This window comes from uncultured Veillonella sp. (genome assembly GCF_900545795.1).
Classification (GTDB): Bacteria; Bacillota; Negativicutes; order Veillonellales; family Veillonellaceae; genus Veillonella_A.
Genome location: NZ_URAR01000010.1, coordinates 17,949 through 44,158, shown reverse-complemented (window position 1 = coordinate 44,158; position 26,210 = coordinate 17,949). Strand labels below are relative to the sequence as shown.

16 protein-coding genes are annotated in these 26,210 nt (G+C 40.4%); 13 read left to right on the top strand and 3 right to left on the bottom strand.

Annotation, left to right across the window (positions count from 1 at the left end):
* Window positions 1-341: 341 nt before the first annotated feature.
* The 11 genes from zwf to citF all read left to right on the top strand — a co-directional run bounded on the left by zwf (window position 342) and on the right by citF (window position 16,067).
* Complete coding sequence (zwf, locus tag QZR90_RS06005) at window positions 342-1,871, top strand: glucose-6-phosphate dehydrogenase (protein WP_295789845.1); 1,530 nt, start codon at window positions 342-344, stop codon at window positions 1,869-1,871.
* Window positions 1,856-2,605: a 6-phosphogluconolactonase gene (gene pgl, locus QZR90_RS06000; RefSeq protein WP_295789844.1), complete on the top strand. Its 750-nt coding sequence runs from the start codon at window positions 1,856-1,858 to the stop codon at window positions 2,603-2,605. The genes zwf and pgl overlap by 16 nt, the downstream gene beginning before the upstream one ends.
* Before the next feature lie 171 nt (window positions 2,606-2,776).
* Window positions 2,777-3,016 carry a twin-arginine translocase TatA/TatE family subunit gene (gene tatA / locus QZR90_RS05995; RefSeq protein ID WP_295789841.1) on the top strand — a complete coding sequence of 80 codons (240 nt, stop codon included), beginning with the start codon at window positions 2,777-2,779 and terminating at the stop codon, window positions 3,014-3,016.
* 75 nt (window positions 3,017-3,091) lie between these two features.
* Window positions 3,092-3,397, top strand: coding sequence for a heavy-metal-associated domain-containing protein (locus QZR90_RS05990; RefSeq protein WP_295789839.1), 306 nt, complete (start codon window positions 3,092-3,094; stop codon window positions 3,395-3,397).
* Window positions 3,398-3,465: 68 nt separating this feature from the next.
* Window positions 3,466-3,909, top strand: coding sequence for a cupin domain-containing protein (locus tag QZR90_RS05985; protein WP_295789837.1), 444 nt, complete (start codon window positions 3,466-3,468; stop codon window positions 3,907-3,909).
* A gap of 206 nt (window positions 3,910-4,115) precedes the next feature.
* On the top strand, window positions 4,116-5,927 hold the full coding sequence (gene typA / locus QZR90_RS05980) for a translational GTPase TypA (RefSeq protein WP_295789834.1): 1,812 nt from the start codon (window positions 4,116-4,118) through the stop codon (window positions 5,925-5,927).
* 2 nt (window positions 5,928-5,929) lie between these two features.
* Window positions 5,930-6,712: a M48 family metallopeptidase gene (locus tag QZR90_RS05975; RefSeq protein ID WP_295789832.1), complete on the top strand. Its 783-nt coding sequence runs from the start codon at window positions 5,930-5,932 to the stop codon at window positions 6,710-6,712.
* Window positions 6,713-6,715: 3 nt separating this feature from the next.
* A complete protein-coding gene (locus QZR90_RS05970) occupies window positions 6,716-10,132 on the top strand; it encodes a DNA polymerase III subunit alpha (protein WP_295789830.1) in 3,417 nt (1,138 codons plus the stop codon).
* Window positions 10,133-10,257: 125 nt separating this feature from the next.
* A complete protein-coding gene (gene pyk, locus QZR90_RS05965) occupies window positions 10,258-12,006 on the top strand; it encodes a pyruvate kinase (RefSeq protein ID WP_295789827.1) in 1,749 nt (582 codons plus the stop codon).
* Window positions 12,007-12,227: 221 nt separating this feature from the next.
* Window positions 12,228-13,106: a LysR family transcriptional regulator gene (locus QZR90_RS05960; protein ID WP_295789825.1), complete on the top strand. Its 879-nt coding sequence runs from the start codon at window positions 12,228-12,230 to the stop codon at window positions 13,104-13,106.
* Between the two features lie 120 nt (window positions 13,107-13,226).
* Window positions 13,227-16,067 carry a citrate lyase subunit alpha gene (citF, locus tag QZR90_RS05955; protein WP_295789823.1) on the top strand — a complete coding sequence of 947 codons (2,841 nt, stop codon included), beginning with the start codon at window positions 13,227-13,229 and terminating at the stop codon, window positions 16,065-16,067.
* Between the two features lie 429 nt (window positions 16,068-16,496).
* Here the strand turns inward: citF and QZR90_RS05950 are convergent, their stop codons facing one another.
* Both QZR90_RS05950 and QZR90_RS05945 read right to left on the bottom strand, forming a co-directional pair.
* Window positions 16,497-16,910: a hypothetical protein gene (locus QZR90_RS05950; protein WP_295789822.1), complete on the bottom strand. Its 414-nt coding sequence runs from the start codon at window positions 16,908-16,910 to the stop codon at window positions 16,497-16,499.
* 52 nt (window positions 16,911-16,962) lie between these two features.
* Window positions 16,963-17,889 (bottom strand): LysR family transcriptional regulator, encoded by a 927-nt coding sequence (locus QZR90_RS05945; RefSeq protein WP_295789820.1) that lies wholly within the window; start codon window positions 17,887-17,889, stop codon window positions 16,963-16,965.
* Window positions 17,890-18,618: 729 nt separating this feature from the next.
* Here QZR90_RS05945 and nifJ point away from each other — a divergent pair.
* The gene (gene nifJ / locus QZR90_RS05940; protein ID WP_295789818.1) at window positions 18,619-22,152 is read left to right on the top strand and encodes a pyruvate:ferredoxin (flavodoxin) oxidoreductase; all 3,534 of its coding nucleotides are present in this window, start codon (window positions 18,619-18,621) and stop codon (window positions 22,150-22,152) included.
* Window positions 22,153-22,636: 484 nt separating this feature from the next.
* A complete protein-coding gene (locus QZR90_RS05935) occupies window positions 22,637-24,337 on the top strand; it encodes a WG repeat-containing protein (protein ID WP_295789816.1) in 1,701 nt (566 codons plus the stop codon).
* 80 nt (window positions 24,338-24,417) lie between these two features.
* Here the strand turns inward: QZR90_RS05935 and putP are convergent, their stop codons facing one another.
* On the bottom strand, window positions 24,418-25,899 hold the full coding sequence (putP, locus tag QZR90_RS05930; protein ID WP_295789814.1) for a sodium/proline symporter PutP: 1,482 nt from the start codon (window positions 25,897-25,899) through the stop codon (window positions 24,418-24,420).
* Between the last annotated feature and the right edge of the window lie 311 nt (window positions 25,900-26,210).

The following is a 26,210-nucleotide window of genomic DNA, read 5'->3' as shown; positions in this document are numbered from 1 at the left end:
AAATATATTAAACATCTTAATTTAAATGCATAACAAAACCAAAACAAAATCAAAACAAACACACGTTTAACAAAGAAGTACGAGTCTAGTAGACTCGTGCTTTTTTGATGACATACGAACGGCCTTATGCTATGATAAAGATATATTATTATGGATAGAAAACATTCTATTAATATGCATGGAATATGTTATACCTATTGCTTAATAGTGTATAATATAGGTAACGATTAATATGTTATTAATTGTTTTTAAACATTAAATGCTATTGAAGATTATTAAAAACTAAATGTTAATATTATTGAAAGTTAAATGTTATTGAGAAGTATGGGAGATTATTTATAATGAGTGCAGGACCAATGACAGTTTCATATAATTGCCGTGAGCAACTTTGTATCGATACAGCACCCGGACCAGGTGCTATTGTAATCTTTGGCGCCTCTGGTGATTTGACTAAGCGTAAATTATTACCCGCTATTTTTGCTTTGTACAAGCGCAATTTATTGCCTGAGCAATTTGCCGTAGTTGGTGTAGCGCGTACAGAGATGAGCAATGAAGAATTTCAGGAAGAAGTGCGCCAATCTTTAAACGGAGAAGGTTCTTTAGATGAATCATTTATTGAACGATTTTCCTATGTAGCTGGTCAATATACAGAACCTGATACCTTTGCTCGCTTGGATGAAGAGTTAGATCGTGTTACTGGTCAGCATGGCACAGAGCATAATGCTCTCTTTTATTTAGCTATGCCACCAGCCATGTTTGAACCAATCGTAAAAGGCTTGCATGAAGAAGGCCTTCTTGATGAGACCGATGGTTGGAAACGCGTTATTATTGAAAAGCCATTTGGTCATGATTTAGAAAGTGCTGTGGCTCTTGATCAGGCGTTAAAGCAGTACATTAAAGAGTCTCAAACATATCGTATTGACCATTATTTAGGTAAAGAAACAGTACAAAATATTTTGATGCTCCGCTTTGCTAATTCTATTTTTGAACCGCTGTGGAATCATACCTACATTGAAAAGGTTGAGATTACCGTAGCTGAAGAGTTGGGCGTAGAAAAGCGTGCTGGTTATTATGATAAGGCCGGGGCCTTACGAGATATGTTCCAAAATCATATGATTCAGATGCTTTCCTTAATCGCTATGGAGCCACCAGCGATATTTGAAGCTGATGCATATCGCGATGAAATTGCGAAGTTAATCTCTTCTATTAGACCATTGGAAGGGCAAGATTTAGGTCATATGTCTGTACGTGGTCAATATGTAGAGTCGGTAGATCCAGAAAATCCAGCCCTTGGGTATCGTAAAGAGGAAGGGGTAGCACCGCGTTCTCAGACGGAAACATATGTAGCGTTAAAACTCTTTGTAGATAACTGGCGCTGGCGTGGCGTACCATTTTATATGCGTACCGGTAAACGCTTGCCTAAGAAATCCAGTGAAATTGCGATTACCTTTAAGCCAATTCCTCATTCTATTTTTAAACCAATTCGTCCAAAAGATTTTAATCAAAATGTCTTGTTACTTCGCATGCAGCCCCATGAAGGGATGGGCCTATCTATTGAAGTGAAATCACCAGGCTCAAAGCTTTGTGTGAATACCTTGGAGATGGACTTCTCTTATAGTGATTTTATGCAGGGGGTTGATATTCCAGATGCATATGAACGCTTAATTTTAGATGCATTATTAGGTGACCAAACGCTCTTTGTTCGCAATGATACGGTGGAAGCGTCTTGGAAATTGTTCATGCCATTATTAAATGCTTGGGAAGCAAATCTTGATGCAGTGCCACTTTGCTTCTATCCATCGTTCAGTGAAGGTCCTAAGGAAGCAAATGAAATTCTAGAAGGAGGCTCTTTATCATGGCGCAAGATTTAATTCATATGTTTGATACGCCACAGCAAGTAGCAGAGGAAGTGGCAAAATCTTTTATGGCCTTTACAGAGGCTTGTATTAAAGAGACTGGCTCTTGTGTAGTGGCTATTTCAGGTGGAACTACGCCAAATACTTTGTTTGAATTGCTTAATACAGATGAATATCGTACAAAGCTTGATTGGGAGAATATTTTCTTCTTATGGGTGGATGAGCGCTTTGTACCACATAGCGATCCTGATAATAACTTTGGCCGTGCCAAAGAGCGCTTATTTGGAAATATTGGCTCAAGCTGTCATTTCTATCCAGTACCAACGAATGATGGCACTGTAGAAGAAGCAGCTGATGCATATGAAAAAGAAGTAGATATGGTGCTTAGAGCATGTGAAAAAGATTCCTTAGACTTGGCTCTCTTAGGGCTTGGTGACGATGGTCATACGGCGTCTTTATTTTCCAAATCGCAGGCCTTACATGTGGAAGACCGCAAGATTGCTCCAGTGTTAGATGGCAAGGTATGGGAGCGCGTGACTATGACCTTCCCATTTTTATCTAAAGCTAAGCATGTGTGGTTTACAGTTGTAGGGGATTCTAAAGCGAGTGCTCTATCTCGCGTGCTTCGTCAGCGCCAGGATTATGCTGATGAAACTTGGCAAGAACGCATAGGCCATGTATTACCAGGGGCCGTACTCTCTCAAGATGTAGTAGAATGGTACGTGGATAAGGCGGCTAAAAAAGCTTAACAGATTTAGGGGATGAGCCTGCAAGCAGTATATACCCCCTTTGATAAAATAATATATTTGAAATGAAAATTCGCTATTATGATTCTATAGCCATAGAACTTCTTTTCGTGGTACACTGTAAGAGTAAGAAGTGATGGACGTAGTTGTTAGTAGCTAAACGAGGTGAAGCATATGTTTAATTTCGGCACCCAAGAGTTAATTTTAGTGCTAGTGATTGCATTAGTTGTATTCGGCCCAGGTAAGCTACCAGAAGTAGGCAAAGCCATCGGCAAGGGCATCAATGAATTTAAAGATGCAGTAAGTTCTGATAAAAAGAAAACTGATGCAAAAGTATCTGACGTTGCCAAGACGGAAACAATTGATGTGGAAGCAGGCGAAGTGAACGAGAAAAAGCACAAAGAGGTTGAATAATTTATCTGCTCATGAAAGGCCCCCACAATGACTGTGAGGGGCCTTTGGAGCTACTTTTGAGGAGGTCTTAGACTTATGTGTAAAGATTGTGGTTGCGGCAGTACTGGCCATGCACATCAACAAGTTTTTAATGTTCCTGGTATGATGTGTAGCAATTGTGAAAATACAGTAAAAACAGCGGTATTAGGATTACCTGGTGTTATGTCTGCCGATGTAGATTTAAAAACTAAGGATGTAACAATTTCGTATGATGCTAGTAAAGTGACAGCTGACGCTATTTCAGCGGCTATTGATGCAACTGGTTTTGATGTAGCCTCTGTATCTGAAGCGGCCCATACACATGGGGGCTTAGTAGGTACGTTGAAACGTCTATTTAAATAAGAAGGTATAAGCCCGTTGCTTAGCAGCGGGCTTTATTTAGGTTTGTAATGTCATAATAGGGGGCAAGAATGATTAAGCGATTTGATGATACAGGCTATACCTGGGAGGATGTAGATACATTGGTATATAAACAAGATGGAAGTCCATTTAAAGATGTGACACGACAGGTGCTATTCAATGGCGCTTTTGATATTCCTTGCCAATTTCGCTATTTTGAAGTAAAACCAGGTGGGTATTCTACTTTGGAACATCATGAGCACACTCATATGGTTATGATTTTCCGCGGTGAGGGGCAATGTTTATTAGGTGAAATTGTAACTGATGTAAAAGCTGGTGACTTTATAGAGGTACCGAGTCATACAATTCACCAATTTCGTGCTAACAAAGGCGATTATTTAGGCTTTTTATGCTTAGTTAATCTTGACCGTGACAAGGTTAAAATTCCTGATGCGGAGCAAATAGAAGCGATGAAAGAAAATCCTGTGGTGAAAGAATTTTTAGAAAGCTGCTAAGTTCCTATAAAGAACTTCATACAATGCGTTGCTTTATTCTATAAACGCATATGGTTCAATGTCAATAAAATCGTGCTGTTCTATAGACGATATATAGATTTTGTGCTATAATTAACTGTTGTCTTTAAGGATGAAGATAGTCCGAAACTCCTTTGTTTTCGGGTATTCATAAAAATGTATAAATAGTAGCTTAATGGGAGGCTTACATGATTCGCGAAAATATTCGTAATGTTGCAATTATTGCACACGTTGACCATGGTAAAACAACTTTGGTGGACGCATTGTTAAAACAAAGCCATATTTTCAGAGCAAATGAAAAAGTGGCAGAACGCGTAATGGATTCCAATGATTTGGAACGTGAACGCGGGATTACTATTTTGTCTAAAAATACGGCTGTTATGCATAACGACGTAAAAATCAATATCGTTGACACTCCAGGCCATGCTGACTTTGGTGGCGAAGTAGAACGTGTACTTAACATGGTAGACGGTGTACTTCTTTTAGTTGACGCTTTTGAAGGTCCAATGCCACAAACAAAATACGTACTTCGTAAAGCATTGGAACAAAAACTAAAACCAATCGTAGTTATCAACAAAATTGACCGTCCTGACCAACGTGTACATGAAGTAGAAGACGAAGTATTAGAATTGTTCATGGAGCTTGAAGCTGACGATGACCAATTAGACTTCCCAGTAGTGTATGCATCTGCTCGTGATGGCATTGCTAAAGCATCTATGGATGATGAAGGCAAAGATATGCAGCCTTTATTTGAAGTGCTTATTAAAGAAATTCCAGCACCACAAGGCGACATTGATGGCCCATTGCAATTCATGGTAACCACTCTTGATTATGATGAATATGTAGGTAAAATTGCGGTAGGTCGCGTAGTTCGTGGTCGTTTGAAAACTGGTCAACAAGTAGCAATTATGAATGGCGAAAGCACTCGTAAAGCAAAAGTTGGTCGCGTATATACTTACAATGGCTTAAATCGTGTAGAAACTGATGAAGTAGCTATGGGTGATATAGCTGCGTTCGTTGGTATTGAAGATATCAACATTGGTGAAACTGTAGCTGACGTGGAAAATCCAGAAGCGTTACCATCAATCTCCATTGACGAACCAACATTGGCTATGATGTTCTCTGTTAATAACTCTCCATTTGCTGGTCGTGAAGGTGATTTTGTAACAAGCCGTCATTTACGTGATCGCTTGTTCAAAGAAGTACAAACTAATGTGTCTATGAAGGTTGAAGAAACAGATTCTCCAGATGCGTTCAAAGTATCTGGCCGTGGTGAATTGCACTTAGCTGTACTTATCGAAACTATGCGCCGTGAAGGCTATGAATTACAAGTAGGTAAACCTCGCGTAATTTACAAACGCATTAATGACCAATTATGCGAACCATTAGAATATTTAACAATTGACGTACCTCAAGAATTTATGGGTACTGTTATGGAAAACCTTGGCGCTCGTAAAGCTGAACTTATTAACATGAACGAATTAGCTGGTTATCTTCGTATGGAATTTATCATTCCTGCCCGTGGTTTAATCGGTTTCCGTGCACAGTTCTTAACTAGCACTAAAGGTAATGGTATTATGAACCATGTATTCCATGGTTATGCACCATTTAAAGGTGATATCCCTGGCCGTACACGCGGTGCCTTGGTAGCCTTTGAAGATGGCGAAACTACACCATATGGCTTGAACTCTGTACAAGATCGCGGTACTTTATTCATCGGTCCAAACGAACCTGTATATACAGGCCGCATTATTGGTGAAAACACTCGTGAATCCGACATGGATGTTAACCCATGTAAGAAAAAACATGTTACTAACATGCGCTCTAGCTCCTCTGATGAAGCGGTTCGCTTAGTGCCACCTCGCATTTTCAGCTTGGAACAAGCTCTTGAATGGATTAATGATGATGAGCTCGTTGAAGTAACACCTAAGAATATTCGCATGCGTAAGGCTATTCTTGATCGTTCTGCTCGTGCTAAAGCGGCTAAGAATAACAAATAAGTATGAGTGGACTACGACAAGATTTGCAAGCTCGTAGCACTAGTAAAAAAATAGAACATTACGAAGTTATTATTGATGGACGACCAGTGCCCTATACGGTGACCTGGAAGGCTGTAAAAAATTTAAATCTTCGTGTTAACTCTGAAGGCACCGTCTCTGTTTCGGTGCCTTTTAGAACATCTGTAAGTACTGTGCGCGAGTTTGTAGAAGGACATAAAGACTTTTTGCGAAAAGCAAGAGCACGTGCAGTGCCTAAGGTAAGACGGAGCTTACAATATGTAAATGGTGAAAAAGTTCGCATCCTGGGACATGTAGCGACGCTTGTGGTGCGCTATTCACCTCCAGGTAGAAAGGCCTATGTCAGTTGGAGTGAGTCGCGGCCAGATACACTGTATATGTTTATAAAGGATCACATGGGTGTGCCTGAGAAGGCGGCTCTTATGACGGAGTTTTTACAAGGTCTAATGGAAGAAGTTGTGCTTCGCGTTGGTGGTGCTGTATATGAAGCCTTTATTCGGGCCGGATATGATATTCAACGCCCTACGTTTCGTGTCGCTAAGGCTAAGACCCGTTGGGGCTCTTGCTCACCAGCTTTGGGGCGCATTATGATAAACCAACAATTACTCAGCGGTCCCATTCGTTTTTTACAATATGTGATGGTTCATGAATTTGCTCATTTGATTCATCCCAACCATTCGCCCAGTTTTTGGGCGGTAGTAGCTCAGTTTATGCCTCGATGGAAGGAAATCCGGAAGGAGTTAAATACCTATTTTAGAGGGAGGTAAGGTATGAGACCATTTGTTCATTTGCACGGACATACAGAATATAGTTTGCAGGATGGCATTAGTCGCCTACCTCAGATGGTGGCGCGCGCTAAAGAGCTAAATATGCCAGCGCTAGCGATTACTGACCATGGTAATATGTGCGGTGCCATCTATTTTTACAAAGAGGCTATTAGTGCAGGAATTAAGCCTATTATGGGCTGTGAAGTGTATGTGACAGAAGGTAGCCGCTTTACCAAGGAAATGCAAAATGGTAAAAATGAACGGTTGAAGCATTTAATCTTGTTAGCTGAAACGATGGAAGGTTACCAAAATTTAACTAAAATTGTATCGCGCGGCTTTACTGAAGGATTTTACCGTAAGCCTCGTGTAGACCATGAATTATTACGTCAATACAGCAAGGGCATTATTGCCTTGAGTGCGTGCATTCAAGGGGAAATTCCGCAATATATTTTACAAGATAATGTGGACGGTGCTAAGCGCGCTTTGGAGCAATATATTGATATATATGGGACAAATAATTTCTTCTTAGAAATTCAAAATCATGGACTACCAGCGGAAGCTAAGGCACAAGAGGTGATGATTAATCTCGCCAAGGAATATGGCGTAGGGTTAGTGGCCTCTAATGACTTTCATTATGTGCTACAAGAAGATGCAGATGCACAGGATATCAAAGTGTGCATTGCTACAGGGGCAAAGGTGGCGGAAACAGATCGCTTGAAGTTCCCTAATGACCAATTTTATATGAAGAGTGGCGATGAGATGGCGGAACTCTTCGGGCATGTGCCAGAAGCCTTGGAAAATACGTTGCGCATTGCGGAGCGCTGTAATGTACAATTTAACTTCGATGAACATCATTTACCTCGTTTTGATGTACCAGAAGGTGAAACGGCTTCTTCTTATTTGCGCTATCTTTGCGAACGAGAAATCCCTCGTCTCTATGGTGATGAGCCTCGTCCTGATGTGATGGAACGCTTGGATTATGAACTGGGTGTCATTGCGCAAATGGGCTTTGATGATTACTTCCTCATCGTATGGGACTATGTGCGTTATGCAAGGGAACATGATATTTTAGTAGGTCCTGGTCGCGGTAGTGCGGCTGGCTCTGTAGTTGCTTATTTATTAGGGATTACAGGCCTAGATCCATTGAAGTATGATTTGCTCTTTGAACGATTTTTAAATCCAGAACGCATTAGCATGCCTGATATTGATATTGACTTTTGCTATGAAAAGCGTGGTCTTGCTATTGACTATGTAACAGAAAAATATGGGCAAGAGCGAGTGGCTCAGATTATTACTTTCGGTACAGAAGCAGCGCGTGCCGTTATTCGTGATGTGGGGCGTGTGCTCGATTTACCATTGCAAGATGTAAATAAATATGCCAAGATGATTCCCAATGAATTGGGCATTACTTTGGAGAAGGCTTTAAAAGGGAAAGAGTTAAAGCAGCTCTATGATACTAATGCACAAGTGAAAGAGCTCTTTGATTATGGGCAAAAGCTAGAGGGCATTGCTCGCAATGCATCTACGCATGCAGCAGGGGTCGTAATTTCAGCGGCGCCTTTAGAGGAACATGTACCTTTGCAAAATGCCAGTGATACGGGCTTTGTAACGCAATATGATAAAGATAATATTGAAGAACTGGGCCTTTTAAAAATGGACTTTTTGGGGCTTCGTACTTTGACCGTTATGGGCGATGCATTGAAGCTTATTAAAGAAAATCATGGCATAGATATTGATTTAGATCGCATTCCTTTAGATGACAAGGCAGCCTGCGATATTCTCTGTAAAGGCGATACAGCCGGGGTGTTCCAGCTAGAGTCTGAAGGGATTACTAAGCTTGTGATGGATTTAAAACCGGAGCATTTTGAAGATTTAATCCCGCTAGTGGCATTGTACCGTCCAGGCCCTTTAGGCAGTGGCATGGTGGAAGACTTTATCAAACGCCGTCATGGAGAGATGGAAATTACTTATTTGCATCCTCTATTACAACCTATTTTGAAAGATACTTTTGGAGTTATTTTATATCAAGAACAGGTTATGCAGATTGCTTCTGCTATGGGCGGTTTCTCCTTAGGTCAAGCGGATTTAATGCGCCGTGCGATGGGGAAGAAAAAAGAATCTGTTCTCAAAGCGCAACGTCAATCTTTCGTAGAAGGGGCTCAGAAGAATGGCATTGAAGAATCCATTGCCAATGAAGTATTTGACCTCTTGGTATACTTTGCAGGCTATGGTTTTAACAAATCTCATAGCGCTGCCTATGCCTATATTGCTTATCAGACAGCGTATTTGAAGGCTCATTACTTCCCTGAATTCATGGCTGCTACGATGACTAGCTTTATGACCAATGTAGATAAATTGACCTATTACATTAATGCTTGTAAGAAGCATGGCGTTGATGTTTTGGGGCCTGATATTAATTATGGGGAACAGTCCTTTGCCGTTCAAAATGGCGCTATTCGCTTTGGCCTTGGCGGTGTTAAGAGTGTGGGCGACAATGCCATTGAAACATTGCTAAAAGAACGGGAGCGCAATGGCCTTTACACTTCAATTTTAGATTTTTGTAAACGCGTAGAATCTAAAGTGGTGAATAAGCGTTTATTAGAAAGTTTAATTCGTAGTGGCGCCATGGATAGCTTCAAAGAAAATCGCAACCAGCTCTTACATATGTATGAAATGGCTCAAAACTTGGGACAAAAGTATCAAAAAGACCAAGCTTTAGGAACAATGAGCCTCTTTGGCGATGATGAAGGAGCTACTAGTGAAGTATTGGTGACGCCTAATTTAGAAGATTTGCCAGAAGAAGAAAAACTTCGTGATGAAAAGGAATATACTGGCTTTTATATTACAGGCCATCCTTTGACGGCCTATGAAGAGGAATTGAACTCATTATTTGAATTAGGTCGCTTGCACGACAATCCAGAACAATATGATAAGAAAACAGTAACTATGGGCGGACTCATTGTTGATAAGGTAGATAAAATTACGCGGCGCAATGATTTGATGTCCATTATCCGGTTGGAAGATTTCTCTGGTTCTGCTAGCATCGTGGTGTTCCCTCAAACATATCAACGGAGTCAGGCTTATTTAGCGGTGGATATGGCCGTGCGTGTATCAGGGCGCATTGATGCGGATGAAAAAGGCGTGCAAATCATTGCGGACCAAATTGGTCCCTTGAAGAGAGCTTATGATCAAGCGAAGGGAATTATCCTTCATATTCGCCCTGGCTTTGATACACCAGAAGCGAGTGCTAAATTAAAAGAATTGCTCATACCTGCGGAAGGAACCGTGCCGGTAGTCTTTTATTTACATCGACAGAAAAAACGTATGGGCGTAGCAAAAGCGTATTATTTCACTCCGGGACCAAAAATTTGCAGTGAAATTGAGAAGATTTTAGGGCCCAATAGTGTAGAAATCGTATAGTTCGTATTGTATAATATTCTGTATAAAGGGATAGATAGACATAAAGTGTATGTTAGCTTATTCAAAATTTTATGAGGGGATACATAAAATTTAGCACAACTATGACTTTAAGAGAGGAATCTATTATGAAACGAACTAAAATTGTATGTACTATTGGACCTAGCACAGATGCGCCCGGCGTATTGGAGCGCATGCTCGAATCGGGCATGAATGTGGCGCGCTTTAACTTTTCACATGGCAGTTATGATGAACATACAAAGCGTATGAATGCTGTTCGTGAAGCGTCCAAGAAAACAGGTATTCCTGTGGCGCTCATGCTTGATACTAAGGGCCCTGAAATCCGTCTCGGTTTATTTAAGGCTGGCAAAGTCATGCTTGAAGCGGGCAAACCATTTACCCTCACTATGCGTGATGTAGAAGGTGATGAAACAATTTGCTCCGTAAATCATAAAGGCTTAGTAGATGATGTAAAAGTAGGTTGCAATATTTTATTATCTGATGGTTTAGTAACACTCCATGTAGATAAAATTGAAGGCACTGAAATTTACACTACTATTTTGAATAGTGGCCCTATGAGCGATCGCAAACGCGTTGCTGTTCCAGGCGTACCGCTTAGCTTGCCACCAGTATCTGAAAGCGATAAAGCAGATCTTCGCTTTGGGTGCCAAATGGGTGTAGACTATGTGGCGGCATCTTTTATGCAACGCGGTAGTGATGTTGTGGCCATTCGCCGTATCTTAGAAGAAGAAGGTACTGATATTAAGATTATTTCTAAAATTGAAAATGAAGAAGGTCTTAATAATTTAGATGATATTTTACGCATGTCCGATGGTCTCATGGTAGCCCGTGGTGACCTAGGTGTTGAGATTCCAGCTGAAGAAGTGCCAGTGCTTCAAAAAATGATGATTAGCAAATGTAACAAAGCTTGCAAACCAGTTATTACAGCGACTCAGATGTTAGAATCTATGACGCAAAATCCTCGTCCAACTCGCGCTGAAGCAAGTGACGTGGCTAATGCGATTTTAGACGGCACTGATGCCGTTATGTTATCTGGCGAAACTGCTGGCGGTAAATATCCAGTAGAAGCTGTTCAAACTATGGCGCGCATTGCAGAAGTAACAGAGCATTCTACTTTATATTGCAATATTGATCATGAACTTGATCTCGATGAAGTGCAAACTACGGATGCCATTAGTAATGCTACAGTAACAGTGGCGAAGAGCCTTGGTGCAGCAGCGGTGATTACTTGCACTGAAAGTGGCAAGACAGCTATGAGCATTGCTCGCAATCGTCCGAATGCACGCATTTTGGCGGTTACACCGCATGAAGAAACGATTCGCCGCGTTCAATTATATTGGGGCGTAGAAGCTGTAAAGAGTGCACCACATGCTAACTCTGATGAAATGGTACAAAGTGCTATCTCTGCTTCTTTAGTGGAAGGCCGTATTGAGTCTGGTGATTTAGTAGTGATTACAGCTGGTGTTCCATCCGGTTCATCTGGCACTACGAATATGATTCGCGTACATGTAGTAGGCAAAGCTATCATTAAAGGCAATGGTATTGGCAAAGGGGCCGCAACTGGCCGTGTATGCATGGCTTTAGATGTAGCTGGTGCACAAGATAAATTCCGCGCTGGCGATATTTTAGTCGTTCGCTCCTTGGAACCAGAACTTATGGGCTTAGCTAAGATGGCTAGTGCTATTATTGCAGTTGAAGATGGATATACGTCAGCGACGGCAATTGCAGGCATTAACTTTGGCATTCCAGTTGTACTCGGTGCTGATCGACCAGAAGCGGTGCTTAAAGATGGCGACGTAGTTACCGTAGACGGTTCTCGCGGCAAAGTATTTGAAGGGATTGCCAATGCTCGTTAAGTAAGAGTTTATTTTAGCGAATAGGGCTAAGATTTAGATAATAGTTCATTTAAATGCATATTGCCTGAAATCTTTAAAATTGGTAAACTATATATAGAAACACATTGAATAGGGACTTTTCGAAGTCCCTATTTTTGCAATTACTTTTAAAACTCTAGTATCATACTATGAATTGTTAGCGATGAGGGCATCAAAAATTTTAGGAAAGGAGATAGAGATTCATGGATACAAGGGATTGGCAAACATTTGTAACCGTTGTAGCAGAAGGTAATATAACTAAGGCAGCAGATAAATTATTTTTATCGCAACCAGCCTTAAGTTACCGCCTAAGGCAAATGGAGAATGCTATGGGGCATCCCTTATTAATTCGTACTAATGAAGGTATTGTGCTTACCCCGGAAGGTGAACTATATTATACCTATTGTCAGCATATGTTGGCGGAGCTAGAGCAATTAAAACAAACTATGGGGGAAATGAGTGGGCAAATTCAAGGGACCTTGACCTTAGCCTCGTCTATTAACTTTGCGGACTATCAGCTGCCGCGCCTATTAAAAGAATTTTCGCAACAATATCCGAGCATTCGTGTGAAGGTGAAAACAGGCTATAGTGCGCAGGTTAAAAAGATGTTTAATGCTGGTGAGGTCATGGTGGCCATTGCGCGAGGAGAAGGGAATGGACATAGTAAACCATTATTTGAAGAACCGTATTGCTTAGTCTATAAAGAGCCGGTTACAATTGATGAATTGGCTCAGTTACCTTTGATTCAATATCGCACGGACCCATCAGTATCAATGATCATATCGAACTGGTGTGATGAAAATTTACCTCCAAACTATATGCCATCTATGGAGCTTGACTCCATGGTGACTTGTCGGCAATTTGTGCGTGAAGGGCTAGGCTGGGCTATTTTACCTTATTTAGGTCTAGGCAGTTGCATTGAAGACAAGCTCTTTATTAAACCTATAGTTCATAAAAATGGTGAACCTATTGTTAGACCTACCTATTTGTACTATAGTGAAATGAGTACAAAGCTCATTGCAGTAAAAACATTTACTGATTTCTTAGAAAACTACTACAAGAAATACAAGGTAGTAAAATAAAATTTTATACCCACTATAGGGCCTCTCTATTATCTTTTGTATACTGGGCAGTATATAATACAAGTTGAAAAAGATTAATTACTTATATTTCACTTGTAAAAGAGATAGGGAGGCTTTTGTATGTTATCTATTCGGCGCGAAGCAAAGGCAGGATTTGCAGAAAAACAAGATATCCTAATCATCGTATTTCCTAAGCAATCAGGGATTGAAATTGAATTAGAATCCAAGGTGCAAACACAATATGGAGCTCATATAGAGGAATTGATTCGTAAAACCATTGTGGAAGCTGGTTTTGACGGTGTTCGAGTAGTGGCACAGGATCAAGGAGCCTGGGATTATACTATTAAGGCGCGCGTATTAGCGGCTTTAAATCGAGCAAAAACTCTTAGTGATGAATATGGGGATGACATCGAGGGTGCAATAAAGGATGAAATAGAGAGGACTATAAAGCGTGAAATACAGAGCGAAATAGAGTATGCCCGAGATAATTTGAATCATGCACTTTCGGCGGCGATAAAGAGTCCTAGCGATAATTCCCGCAATGTGATAGCGGAAACAGTAAAAAGTTCCACAGTTAACTCCGAGAATGCTCTTACGGAAGCGGCTAAAGAACGACTTGCTCGGAGCATGATGTTCGTACCTGGCAACACGCCTAAAATGCTCAATAGTGCCGATGTATATGGTGCTGATAGCTTAATGTTTGATATAGAAGATTCTATTTTTGTGGATGAAAAAGATTCAGCTCGCTTGTTAGTAGCAGAGATGTTAAAGGCTATTCCTTTTAAATCAGAAACAGTGGTACGTATCAATCATCCTACACAGACTCCCTTTGGCTTAGATGACCTAGATGTGATTGTACGAGCGAAGCCTAACTTGATTCGTCTGCCTAAAACTGAAGACGTGTCAGAAGTGGAATTAGTGGCACATAAAATTGCTGAAGTTGAGCAGGAAATGGGCTGGCCTGAAGGTTCAATTAACATTATTGTAGCCATTGAGTCGGTGAAAGGTCTTTACAATGTGCGTGAGATTTGTCACGGACCACGTGTCATTGGCATTGCACTAGGGGCAGAAGATTATCGCGCAGATCTTAGGACTGGAAAATCAAAGCCCGCTGTAGAGCTTACTTTTGCGCGTCAAACTATTTTGCTTGCTGCTCGTGAGGCCGGCATCCGATGCATTGATACAGTGTTTTCTGATGTGAAAGACACAGAGGGATTCCTTGAAGAGGTTAATTACATAAAATCCCTTGGATTTGATGGAAAATCCTGTATTCATCCTACGCAAGTTGCATTAGCGCATAAGGTTTTTACCCCAAGTGATAAAGAGATTGCATACTCTGTGAAGGTGCTGAATGCTTATGCTGATGCAGTGGCTAATAATAAGGGCGTATTAGCGGTTGACGGTAAAATGATTGATAAGCCGATAGTAGTGAGAGCGCAGCGCATTATAGATAAAGCACGGGCTGCGGGGATTAAAGTACAATTAGCTGGCGAAACAAATGAATCTATAAAGGCAAGTGAAGCCTGTGTCCAACATACTTATAAGAAGGGAAAAGTATTGGCATCTTTAGACGAGGCGATTGAAAAAACTGGTCTAGCTGACGGCATGACTATATCATTCCACCATCATTTTAGAAATGGTGATTATGTTATGAGATTAGTTATGGAAGCAATTAAGGCACGAGGCATTAAGGATTTAACTATTGCTGCAAGTTCCTTGAGTCCTTGTCACGAGTTTCTCATTGATTATATTAAAGCTGGTATTGTTACCGCCTTAGAAACTTCCGGTGTGCGAGATGAGTTAGGAAAATACTTAACATGTAATCCTAAAGCTTTAAAGCGTCCTTTAGTAGTGCGTTCTCATGGGGGCCGTGTTAGAGCTATTGTTAGTGGCGAACTTCATATTGATGTAGCTTTTATGGGGGCTCCAACCTGTGATTACCGTGGGAATTTTACTGGTTCTATGGGAAAATCTGCTTGTGGCTCATTAGGTTACGCTATGGTGGACTCTCATTATGCAGATACGACAGTGGCTATTACCGATAATTTAGTGGATGTTGTGCCTCATCCATCGGTGCCACAAACTGATGTTGATTATGTAGTTGTAGTGGATGAAATTGGCGATGCAGAAGGTATTGCATCAGGCGCTATTGGTTTTGCCAAAAGTCCAGTGCAACAGAAAATTGCTGAACTAGTAGGGCAATTTTTAAATGAAGCGGATATTATTAAAGAAGGCTTTGCCTTCCAGTTAGGTGCTGGTGGTGCATCGCTTACGGTGGCCAAGCATATTGGCGACAGTTTGCGTGCTAAAGGGATTACTGCAGGTTTTGGCATCGGTGGTGCTACCGGGATTTTAACGGGCCTATTGGAAGAAGGCTTAATCAAGGCCATTTATGATACCCAATCCTTTGATACAGTGGCAGCGCACTCCTTAGCGACCAATCCAAACCATATTGAAATCAGTGCGTCCATGTACGCAAATCCATGGACTGATTGCATGACAAATTATCTAGACGTAGTCTTCTTGGGAGCTACAGAAATTGATGTAAACTTTAATGTAAACTGTTTAACTGATTCTAATGGAGTATTGATGGGGGCTTCTGGGGGGCATAGTGACACTGCTGAAGGGGCTAAATGCACCGTCATTACTTGTCCTCTTACGCGTGGTCGTTTGCCTATGATTGTAGATCAGGTACAAACGGTAATTACTCCCGGCTCGTCTGTTGATGTGTTAGTTACAGAGCGGGGGATTGCTATTAATCCGGCACGAACAGATTTAATCGAACGTTTGAAAGACTCTAATTTACCTATCTATACCATTCAAGAACTACAACGTCTGGCCCATGATTTGGTAGGCGTGCCCGATACTGTGAAAGTGAGTCAAGATGAGGGCGATGTAGTGGCTGTTGTGGAGGAAAGGCGTGGGGGCATAGGTGATAAAGTAAGAAAGCCTCTCCGATAATGCGCGTTTTGTGATAGAAAATATTATCAGTTAAATATTAGTAAAGAGACCCATTGTGTATTTACTCCCAACTCGTCAAGCTCGAATGGTCGTTACATACACAATGGGTCTCTTTTTTATAGCGTTATCGGGGGCTCTAGCAAATTTTCTATCTTATTGGCATTATTGGAGAGGCGTTTCTTATTAAGATGGGGAGGAGAAATTTGTCTTATGATCGTCAAGCTCGGATGGTCGCTATATGTATATAGAGGCTCTTTTTTATAACTAATTAGTAAAATCTGACCGAATAGAGTTTGCCTTATACACACTTTGTGTTCACCATAAAAGGCTTGTCTTATAGCGAGGAGAGGGAATTTTTATTAACGCAGGCGGCGACGAAGAGGTGAAATAGAAAAAGCCTGCGCTACAAAGCGCAGGCTTTTATGGTTTTTATTGACCCTTTTCTTTGAAGATGGATTCACCAGGTTTCATAGGGTTTGGTACTTTACCTGGGTTAGGGTCAAAGTCTTTCATATAATTGTCTGTATTAATTGGCGTTGTTTGAGGGACTGCTAGTTCGGGATGGATCCACTCAAGTTGCATAATGCGCCATTGAAGGGCATTGTTTTGCTTTTTTAATAGCCAGACTTCTTTTTCTAAGGTTTTGATTCGAGCCGCATGGTTGTTACTAATGTGTTCTAGATTTGTGATGCGGTAGTCAAAGCTATCGTAATCGCTCATATTATGCTCCCCGTATACGCGGGTGGCAAGTTCGTCAATTTGAGCTTGTTGATAGGCGATAAAACCTATGAGTACTGCAAAGAGTAATGAAATGACAGTTTTATAAACGGTAGACCGTTTCATAAGATAGTGTTCCTTCTATATAGTATTTTATTTTATTTTATTTTATTTTATTTTATTTTATTTCAGGATTAGCAATAGTTGGCAATGGAAGTTTAGCCGTTACAAAGTCTAACCATAAGCGAGATGCGTGGGAAAGGTAGTGACCTTTCTTCCAGATTACATACAATGTATGGGTAATTTCTGGTTTTACTAATGGACGGACTACTACATTAGTCGCGATTTTAGTATTCTCTCCCTTAGTAGGGCAGAGGCGACTAGGAAGGATAGCCACGGCTAAATGCGCACCTACAGTTTGCAACATGAGGTCTCGTTGGCTTGTTTCAAATACTACATGTGGTTGGAAACCAGCGTGTTTACACGCTTTGATAAGTTCATCATGAAGATTGAAGTCATCTTTATGGATTACGAAGGATTCGTCCGCTAGCATTTCAAGAGAAATTTCCTTTTCTTTGGCTAATGGATTATCACGTGGTAATACAACAGAGAGTGGATCACTAGTTAAATAGAAGGATTCAAATTCTTTTGGATTTGGCTTAGTACAGATGATGCCAATATCTACCATACCTTCTTGTACGTTGAGCTCGATTTTTTTAGAGCCATATTCATAAAGCCCAAGCTCGATTTGAGGGTAGGCACGTTTGAACTCCCCAAGAAGTTGGGCGAAAATTGGTGCATCCGTAATAGGTGGTAAACCAATAAGAATGGAACCTTGTTCTAGACGGAATTCGTTTTCGAAATCTACTTTTAAATGTTCAAACATGAATACTACGCGTTTAGCGTGAGTTAAGAAAATTGTGCCGCCATCAGTTAATTCTACTGATTTGGCATTACGCATGAAGAGAACCACGCCCAATTCATCTTCTAATGCTTTAATAGTACGGCTGATTGCAGATTGCGAGATATGAAGATTGCGTGCTGCCTTACTAAAACTTTTTTGATCGGCTACTTCTACGAAGTATTTTAAATGATGAAAGTCCATGGTACACCTCGAGTATCTTAAGAAAAATTAAAAATAATTGTAATGCTAATAAAAGTAATACAACTAACTAGAATATAATAAAATGATTCAAATTACGGAATACAATACTAGGTAGAATTGATACTACCTACTATGTATGGTACAGGTCCTATTCTCAATATACAACAAGAGAGAAACTCAATAAAACATTTAATACAACTAATAAGAATGCAATTAAATCGATACATTTAAATGTATGAGTAAATGTAAAGGACCTATGAATAAAAGTAAATTGATAATCTCATAATTAGCAAACCAACACGTTGCCTTCATATTGCTATCTCAATTCTATAATTGTATAATGAACGTATGAGGCTATATCGATTTGTTATTTTAGGAATGAAATAAGTCCTCCTCTTGTAAATGAGTATTAATAGTATTATATTATTACATTTTTGCAAGATAGGCAATGCTTTTACGAAAAATACGACATATAATGCATTAATTTCTAACAGTATATGTTGCTTAGTGAGTATAGAAATGCCTTTGAAGAGGCGATTGGCCCGGTGTATTACATAATATATTGCGTTTTAGTCAATCCTATAGTGTATTCAATATACTAGTATACTATAGGCTATTTACACGCAACGAATTATATAGATGCGCTAGGTGCGGGGGAATTTGTTCCTGAGATAATAAGGGTAAGCAAGTGTACAACTCATTTTTAATGCTTAAGGAGGCTTTTTTAACATGAGTAAAATGAAAACTATGGACGGCAACCAGGCTGCGGCTCACGTTGCATACGGTTTTACCGAAGTAGCTGCGATTTTCCCAATTACACCATCATCTCCAATGCCAGAACATGTTGATGAATGGGCTGCTACTGGCCGTAAAAACATCTTCGGTCATCCAGTACAAGTTGTAGAAATGCAATCTGAAGCTGGTGCTGCAGGCGCTGTACACGGTTCCTTACAGGCAGGTGCCTTGACAACTACATTTACGTCTTCTCAAGGTTTACTTTTAATGTTACCAAATCTTTACAAAGTGGCTGGTGAATTACTTCCAGGCGTATTCCATGTAGCAGCTCGTGCGTTAGCAGCTCATGCACTTTCCATCTTTGGTGACCACCAAGACGTAATGGCAGCTCGTGCTGCTGGTTGTGCTATGCTTTCCGAAGCATCTGTTCAAGAAGTTATGGACCTTGCTCCAGTTGCACATTTGACTGCAATTAAGACTCGCGTACCTTTCATTAACTTCTTCGACGGTTTCAGAACTTCCCATGAAATTCAAAAAATCGAAGTTCTTGACTATGAAGACTTAAAACCATTAGTAGATATGGAAGCTGTTAAAGAATTCCGCCAACGTGCCTTGAATCCAGATTCCCCTGTAACTCGTGGTACTGCAGAAAACCCTGATATCTACTTCCAACATCGTGAATCTTCTAACCCATTCTACTTAGAAGTTCCAAATGTAGTAGAACATTACATGGCTGAAATCAACAAACTTACTGGCCGTAACTACCAATTATTCAACTACATCGGTGCTCCAGATGCTACTGACGTTATCGTAGCTATGGGTTCTAGCTGCCAAGTTGTAGAAGAAACTGTTAACTACTTAAACGCTCAAGGCCGCAAAACTGGTCTTGTTAAGATTCATTTGTTCCGTCCATTTGCAACTGATCGTTTCATCGCAGCTCTTCCTAAGACTGTAGAACGCATCGCTGTATTAGACCGTACAAAAGAACCAGGTGCATTGGCTGAACCTTTATTCTTAGACGTTCAAGCTGCTTTAGTACAACATGATGTTAACGCTAAAGTATTCGCTGGCCGTTATGGCTTAAGCTCCAAAGACGTTATTCCTTCCGATATCGTAGCTGTATTTGACAACATGTTAGCTAGCGCTCCTAAACGTCAATTCACTTTAGGTATCGAAGACGACGTAACTAACTTATCCTTAAAACGCGTTGAAGGCGTTGACATTAAAGACGAAGGCTTAACTGGCTGTAAATTCTGGGGCTTCGGTTCCGACGGTACTGTTGGTGCTAACAAGTCTGCTATCAAAATCATCGGTGACTACACTGACATGTATGCTCAAGCATACTTCGATTACGACTCCAAAAAATCTGGTGGCGTAACTATGTCTCACTTACGTTTTGGTAAGACTCCGATCAACAAACCTTACCTTGTAACTGAACCAGAATTCATCGCTTGTCATCGTCAATCCTATGTTCACGAATACGATTTACTTCGTGGCATCAAAAAAGGCGGTACATTCTTATTGAACTGTACTTGGACTCCAGAAGAATTAGCTGAAAAATTACCTGCTAAGCTTCGTCGTACCATTGCAGAAAAAGAATTGAACTTCTACGTTATCAACGCTGCTGCTATCGCTCAAGAAATCGGTCTTGGTGGTCGTATCAACATGATTTGTCAAGCTGCATTCTTCAAATTGACAAACATTATCCCTGTTGATAAAGCTATTGAATACTTAAAAGATTCCGTAGAAAAAACATATGGCAAAAAAGGTCAAAACGTTGTTGATATGAACAACGCGGCTATCGACAAAGGTGTTGACGCATTAGTTAAAATCGACGTTCCAGCTGACTGGAAAAATGCTGTTGATGAAAAAGCTGCTGCTGTTAAACCAGGTTGCCAATCTTGCCCAAGCTATGTGGAAAACATTTGCCAACCAGTTAATGCGCAAGCAGGTTATGACTTGCCAGTAAGTACTTTCACAACTCATGAAGATGGTACTTTACCTTCTGGTACTGCTGCTTACGAAAAACGTGGTGCTGCATTATTCGTTCCACACTGGATTAAAGAAAACTGTATCCAATGTAACCAATGTGCGTTCGTATGTCCACATGCTACAATCCGTCCAATTCTTGCTACTGAAGAAGAAGTTAAAAACGGTCCTGCAAACTTTGAAGCTGTACCAGCTCTTGGCAGCAAAGACGGCTTACAATTCCGCATTGCCGTATCTCCACTTGACTGCTTAGGATGTTCCAACTGTGTTAACATTTGTCCATCCCCTAAAGGTAAAGCCATCGAAATGCGTCCAATCGACGAAGAAATGGAATTTGCAGAAACTTGGGATTATGCAGTTAACTTACCAACTAAACCAAATCCAATGAAGAAAGATACAGTTAAGGGTAGCCAATTCGAACAACCATTGCTCGAATTCTCCGGCGCTTGCGCAGGTTGTGGCGAAACTCCTTATGCTCGTTTGATTACTCAATTGTTCGGTGACCGTATGGTTATTGCGAATGCTACTGGTTGTTCCTCCATCTGGGGCGCTTCCATGCCAGCTTCTCCATACACTAAAAACCAACAAGGTCATGGTCCAGCATGGGCTAACTCCTTGTTCGAAGATAATGCTGAATACGGTTATGGTATGTTAGTTGGTGCTAAGAAAATCCGCACTCAATTAGCTGAAACTGCAGAAAAAGTTGCTGAAACTGCTGCTCCAAGCTTAAAAGCTGCTATCGAAGGCTGGTTAGAAGCTAAAGACCAAGGCGAAGGTTCTCGTGAACGCGTAGCTGCTTTAGTTGCTGAACTTGAAAAAGCTGAACAAACTGAAGACATTAAAGAAATGCTTGATAAGAAACAATATCTTGTTAAACGTTCCCAATGGATCTTCGGTGGTGACGGCTGGGCATATGATATCGGCTTCGGCGGTCTTGACCATGTATTAGCATCTGGCGAAGACATCAATGTATTCGTATTCGATACTGAAGTTTACTCCAATACTGGTGGTCAATCCTCCAAATCCACTCATACAGCTGCTGTAGCTCAATTCGCTGCTTCCGGTAAACGTACTAAGAAGAAAGACCTTGGCATGATGGCTATGTCTTATGGTTATGTATATGTAGCTCAAGTATCCATGGGCGCTGACAAAAACCAATTAATGAAAGCTATCACTGAAGCTGAAGCATATCCAGGACCATCCTTAATCATTGGTTACTCCCCATGTATTAACCATGGTATCAAAGGTGGTATGGGCGGTGCTCAAGAAGAACAACGCCGTGCAGTTGCTTGCGGTTACTGGGATCTATACCGTTACAACCCAGCTCTTAAAGCTGCTGGTAAAAACCCATTCAGCCTTGATTCTAAAGAACCAACTGAAAACTTCCGTGACTTCTTAATGCATGAAGTTCGTTATGCTTCCTTGAAGAAAGCTGCTCCAGAAATTGCTGAAGAATTATTCGCAAAAACTGAAGCTGATGCTAAAGAACGCCGTCAATCTTATGTTCGTCTACAAAAAGGTTTTGAAGAAATTCTATAATCTTAGACTGGCTTAGTGAGACTGTTCAATAGTCATAAACTGAAGTAAATAAAAACCACAAGACTCTCGAAAGAGGGGCTTGTGGTTTTTTGTTATTTAATACTTAAGATTAAAGGCCGAATATTAAATACTTAATCTTATCTGCTTATTTTAAATACATAGTATTAAAAGGACAAAACCAAGTTTGTGTCGAAATATAAAAGTAGCTTATTTCGAAGGAGGTTAATCATTAGTAGATTATTCAAACGCAGAGTATAAAAAGTAGCTTTTTCAAAAGTAGCTTCTATAAACGTGGTTTATTCATAACTAGATTACTTATAAATAGATTACTCATATCTAGACTATTCACAAGTAGTTTACTTACATCTTTTAAAAATAACTAATAAGCTAAAATGTATGTGTAGATGTATATATGCATTTATGTGTATATGTAATAGTATTGTTTTATAGTGATTTTGCTATATTATTTGCAAGGAGGCCTAATATGAAGTCATCAAAGCGTTCCAAGGCATGGCTATTAGCCGCTGTTTGTACATTTTGCTTAGGCTGGGGTGAGAGCCAGGCGACTATTGCGGAGTCCGTAACTTATTTGCCTAAGACAGTCGTGTTTAGTGATGAGGTAGAATATATTAATGAACAGCCTCTCAGTAGTTTAGAAAACTTCAAGGCTGTAGCCCTAACTGAAGGGCTAGTAGATCCAGATGAATCAGGACGAGCTACAGCAGAGGATTATAAAGCAGTGCCTACGGCTTTGGCTATTGTAGAAACTAAGGATGGATATGGCTTAATCGACAATCAAGGTCGTGAAATTGTACCAGCACAGTATAAATTTGTAGAGTCAGCTAATCGAGGGCACGCGCTTGTTTTTAGTAATCCTGTAGAGAAAAAGAAGAACAAAGAAAATAAAAAGAATAAGGTAAACGAGGAGACAGAACGCAAGAATGGATCAACTAACGAAGCTGGTAGTAGTGATAAGGGCCAGCCAGAGAGTAGAGAAACTACTGAAGCTAAGCGATATGTAGGGGTGCGTGTACTAGCACCAGAGGTAACAGAGACTCGTTATGAATCTGATGTATATTTGCCATTTAAAGATAAAAAAACTAAGCGTTATGGTTTTAGGACGATTAGTGAAGAGATTGTGATTGCACCGCAATATAAGGATATATACACTGATTTTAGTGAAGACCGCGCTTTTGTAAAGAATGAAAAAGGCCAAATAGTAGCTATTGATAGTACGGGCACGCAATTATTTACGGTTAATGCAGATTCGGTATCTCCTTATCACAATGGTTTAGCTGAAATTCAACGCAAAGCATCTGGTTTTAATTTACTCGGTGCTATTGCGGGCATTGCTTTTGGTGGTTTTGGCGGTAGCCATGATACAGGGATTGGCATAAGCTTTGGCAGTGATGGCATTGGCCTTGGTATAGGTCATGGTTATGGATACGATGATTTTTGGGACCATCGTCATCATCACTTCTTTGGCGGAGTGACTGTAGTGCGCGATAAAGTAAAACGAGGCTATATTGACCGAGATGGTCGAGTGGTAGTAGATAGTAAGAATGATTTTGTATATCCGATGATGCCATTCGGTACAATTATTGAAAATGACCATAAATTAGCTGTAGTTAATCGTCAAGGTGAGTTCTTAATTCCTTTTGGAGACTATGAACTAGATAGCATTAGTCTTTTTGATCCATATATTGCACTGAAAAATACGATGACTGAAAAACGAGGTGTTTTAAACTATAATGACAATACCGAGGTGTTGCCATTTATTTACAATTCCATAGACTTTATGAACGATAGATATATCGTTGCTGAAAGCTCTGATGTTAAACATGTGTATAAAATGGAACCGCAACGACAAGAAATGTTTACTTTGTCTAAAGGGGCAAAACATAGTTTCTTTGGTGCTGAAGGCTATGCCTGGGTTGTAGATGATTCTTTATTAGGATCTGGATTCACCGGGTATAAAATTATTGATACTTCTGGTCAAGTGGTATATGAAGCAAAGGATGTAAAGATTCAAGATGTGTCTAACTTTGTGTCCTATTATTCGGCTGTTCGCGTAGATGGCAAGTGGGGGATTATGGATACGCATGGACATTGGATTGTTGAGCCAAGCTATAAAAATCTTCGCTTTGTATTGCCAGTAGGTAATGCGACTATGATGATTCGTTAGAGACAGATAAAAAGACGACTTACCAATTGGTAAGTCGCCTTTTTTATGCATTGTGTCTTAGCATAGATTGTTATATTTTATTATAGAATATGCATGCGTTGCGCTTCGTCGAATTCATCAGTAATTTCTTTTGAAGGTGGTGTATCGAGTAGGCTCACGATATAAATGGCAAGGGTGGAAAGAATGAAGCCCGGTACGATTTCATAGAGTCCAAACCAACCAAATTGCTTCCAAATGAGCACCGTTAAGCCACCTACGACTACGCCAGCAACACAGCCCTTTAAGGTCATACGGCGCCAGAAAAGCGAAAGCAGAATCGCTGGACCAAAGGCAGCACCAAAGCCTGCCCAAGCATAGGCAACCATGGTTAAAATATAGCTGCTAGGATCTAGCGCAAGCCAAAGGGCTAGGGCTGAGATCACAAGTACTGTAATACGGCTAATCATAACGAGCTCATAATCATTAGTTTTGTGACGCACAATATTTTTGTATAAATCCTGTGCTACTGAAGAGGCGGTTACGAGCAATTGACCAGAAGCTGTACTCATGATAGCAGCAAGTACAGCAGACCAAATGAGGCCGGCCACAAATGGAGGGAAGAGTTGTTCATTCATAACTAAGAACACGCGCTCCACATCAGGCCCTTCTAGTGGTGTTGTTAAGTATACTTTACCGACAAGACCAACGACAACCGCGGCTATAAGTGAAATAATTACCCAAACCATAGCAATGTTAGTTGCTTTTTTTAGTTCTTTGGCACTGGAGATGGCCATAAAGCGCACTAAAATATGAGGCTGACCAAAATAACCAAGGCCCCAAGCGAGAGAGGAAATAATGCCGATGACTAACGTAAAGGTGTCTGTTTCCGGCCCCCAAATAGATAGGCCTTGAGGGAACTCGGTAGCGATGAGATTCATCGTATCAGTGGGGCCACCCATCATGAAGGCTGCTGTAACTGGTACAATTAAAATGGCAAAGAACATCATGGTGCCTTGGATTAAATCAGTCCAACTAACAGCAAGGAAGCCACCTAAGAAGGTATAGAAAATAACAACCCCGGCAGTAATTAATAAGGACGTTACATAATCGAGACCAAAGATGGTATTAAATAGTTTGCCCCCTGCTACGAAGCCTGAAGATGTATAAATGAGGAAGAAAATAACTATGAATAGGGCTGATACGATAGGCAGGATTTTAGTGTGATCGCGGAAGCGATTTTTTAAATAATCTGGAATAGTCAAGCTATTGCTAGCCACTTCGGTGTGGTTGCGGAGCCTTTTGGAAATAAAAGCCCAATTGAGCCAGGTACCACCAGCGAGGCCGAGAGCAATCCAAATAGCAGAAATCCCTGTGCTATAGGCAAAGCCTGGTAATCCCATTAGCATCCAGCCACTCATATCTGATGCTTCAGCACTCATAGACGTAATCCAGGGGCCTAATTGGCGTCCACCTAGAATATAATCGCTTAGATTTTTAGATTTTCGATAATAATAAATTCCAATATACATCATGAGCCCTAAATATATGGCAAAGGCTATAATGATGGAAATTTGTGAGTACATAGGCAGTACCCTCCTTTATATAAAGTTTAATATTAGTATATTGTACCATAAATAGGGGGCGTCCTACTATATTATAAGAATAAAGTCTATAGAAATTTTAAGAGATGTTAAGAAGTGCCTTTAAGAGATATTAAGGATAAATTTTAAGCCATGTGAAGAATAACGTGTAAGAGATGTTAAGGAGCTATTTAAGCGATGTTGAGGAGATATTTTAAGCAATGCTAGGAGTTTTTTATAGCACGCTTGGAGAAGACCTAACAACAGGTATTAGTAAAGGTGAAACTATTAAGTTTAAAATAAAGACCGCCAGA

Coding starts and splice junctions, on each gene's coding strand:
- zwf (WP_295789845.1), top strand. CDS start 342: ATGAGTGCAGGACCAATGACAGTTTCATATAATTGCCGTGAGCAACTT.
- pgl (WP_295789844.1), top strand. CDS start 1,856: ATGGCGCAAGATTTAATTCATATGTTTGATACGCCACAGCAAGTAGCA.
- tatA (WP_295789841.1), top strand. CDS start 2,777: ATGTTTAATTTCGGCACCCAAGAGTTAATTTTAGTGCTAGTGATTGCA.
- QZR90_RS05990 (WP_295789839.1), top strand. CDS start 3,092: ATGTGTAAAGATTGTGGTTGCGGCAGTACTGGCCATGCACATCAACAA.
- QZR90_RS05985 (WP_295789837.1), top strand. CDS start 3,466: ATGATTAAGCGATTTGATGATACAGGCTATACCTGGGAGGATGTAGAT.
- typA (WP_295789834.1), top strand. CDS start 4,116: ATGATTCGCGAAAATATTCGTAATGTTGCAATTATTGCACACGTTGAC.
- QZR90_RS05975 (WP_295789832.1), top strand. CDS start 5,930: ATGAGTGGACTACGACAAGATTTGCAAGCTCGTAGCACTAGTAAAAAA.
- QZR90_RS05970 (WP_295789830.1), top strand. CDS start 6,716: ATGAGACCATTTGTTCATTTGCACGGACATACAGAATATAGTTTGCAG.
- pyk (WP_295789827.1), top strand. CDS start 10,258: ATGAAACGAACTAAAATTGTATGTACTATTGGACCTAGCACAGATGCG.
- QZR90_RS05960 (WP_295789825.1), top strand. CDS start 12,228: ATGGATACAAGGGATTGGCAAACATTTGTAACCGTTGTAGCAGAAGGT.
- citF (WP_295789823.1), top strand. CDS start 13,227: ATGTTATCTATTCGGCGCGAAGCAAAGGCAGGATTTGCAGAAAAACAA.
- QZR90_RS05950 (WP_295789822.1), bottom strand. CDS start 16,910: ATGAAACGGTCTACCGTTTATAAAACTGTCATTTCATTACTCTTTGCA.
- QZR90_RS05945 (WP_295789820.1), bottom strand. CDS start 17,889: ATGGACTTTCATCATTTAAAATACTTCGTAGAAGTAGCCGATCAAAAA.
- nifJ (WP_295789818.1), top strand. CDS start 18,619: ATGAGTAAAATGAAAACTATGGACGGCAACCAGGCTGCGGCTCACGTT.
- QZR90_RS05935 (WP_295789816.1), top strand. CDS start 22,637: ATGAAGTCATCAAAGCGTTCCAAGGCATGGCTATTAGCCGCTGTTTGT.
- putP (WP_295789814.1), bottom strand. CDS start 25,899: ATGTACTCACAAATTTCCATCATTATAGCCTTTGCCATATATTTAGGG.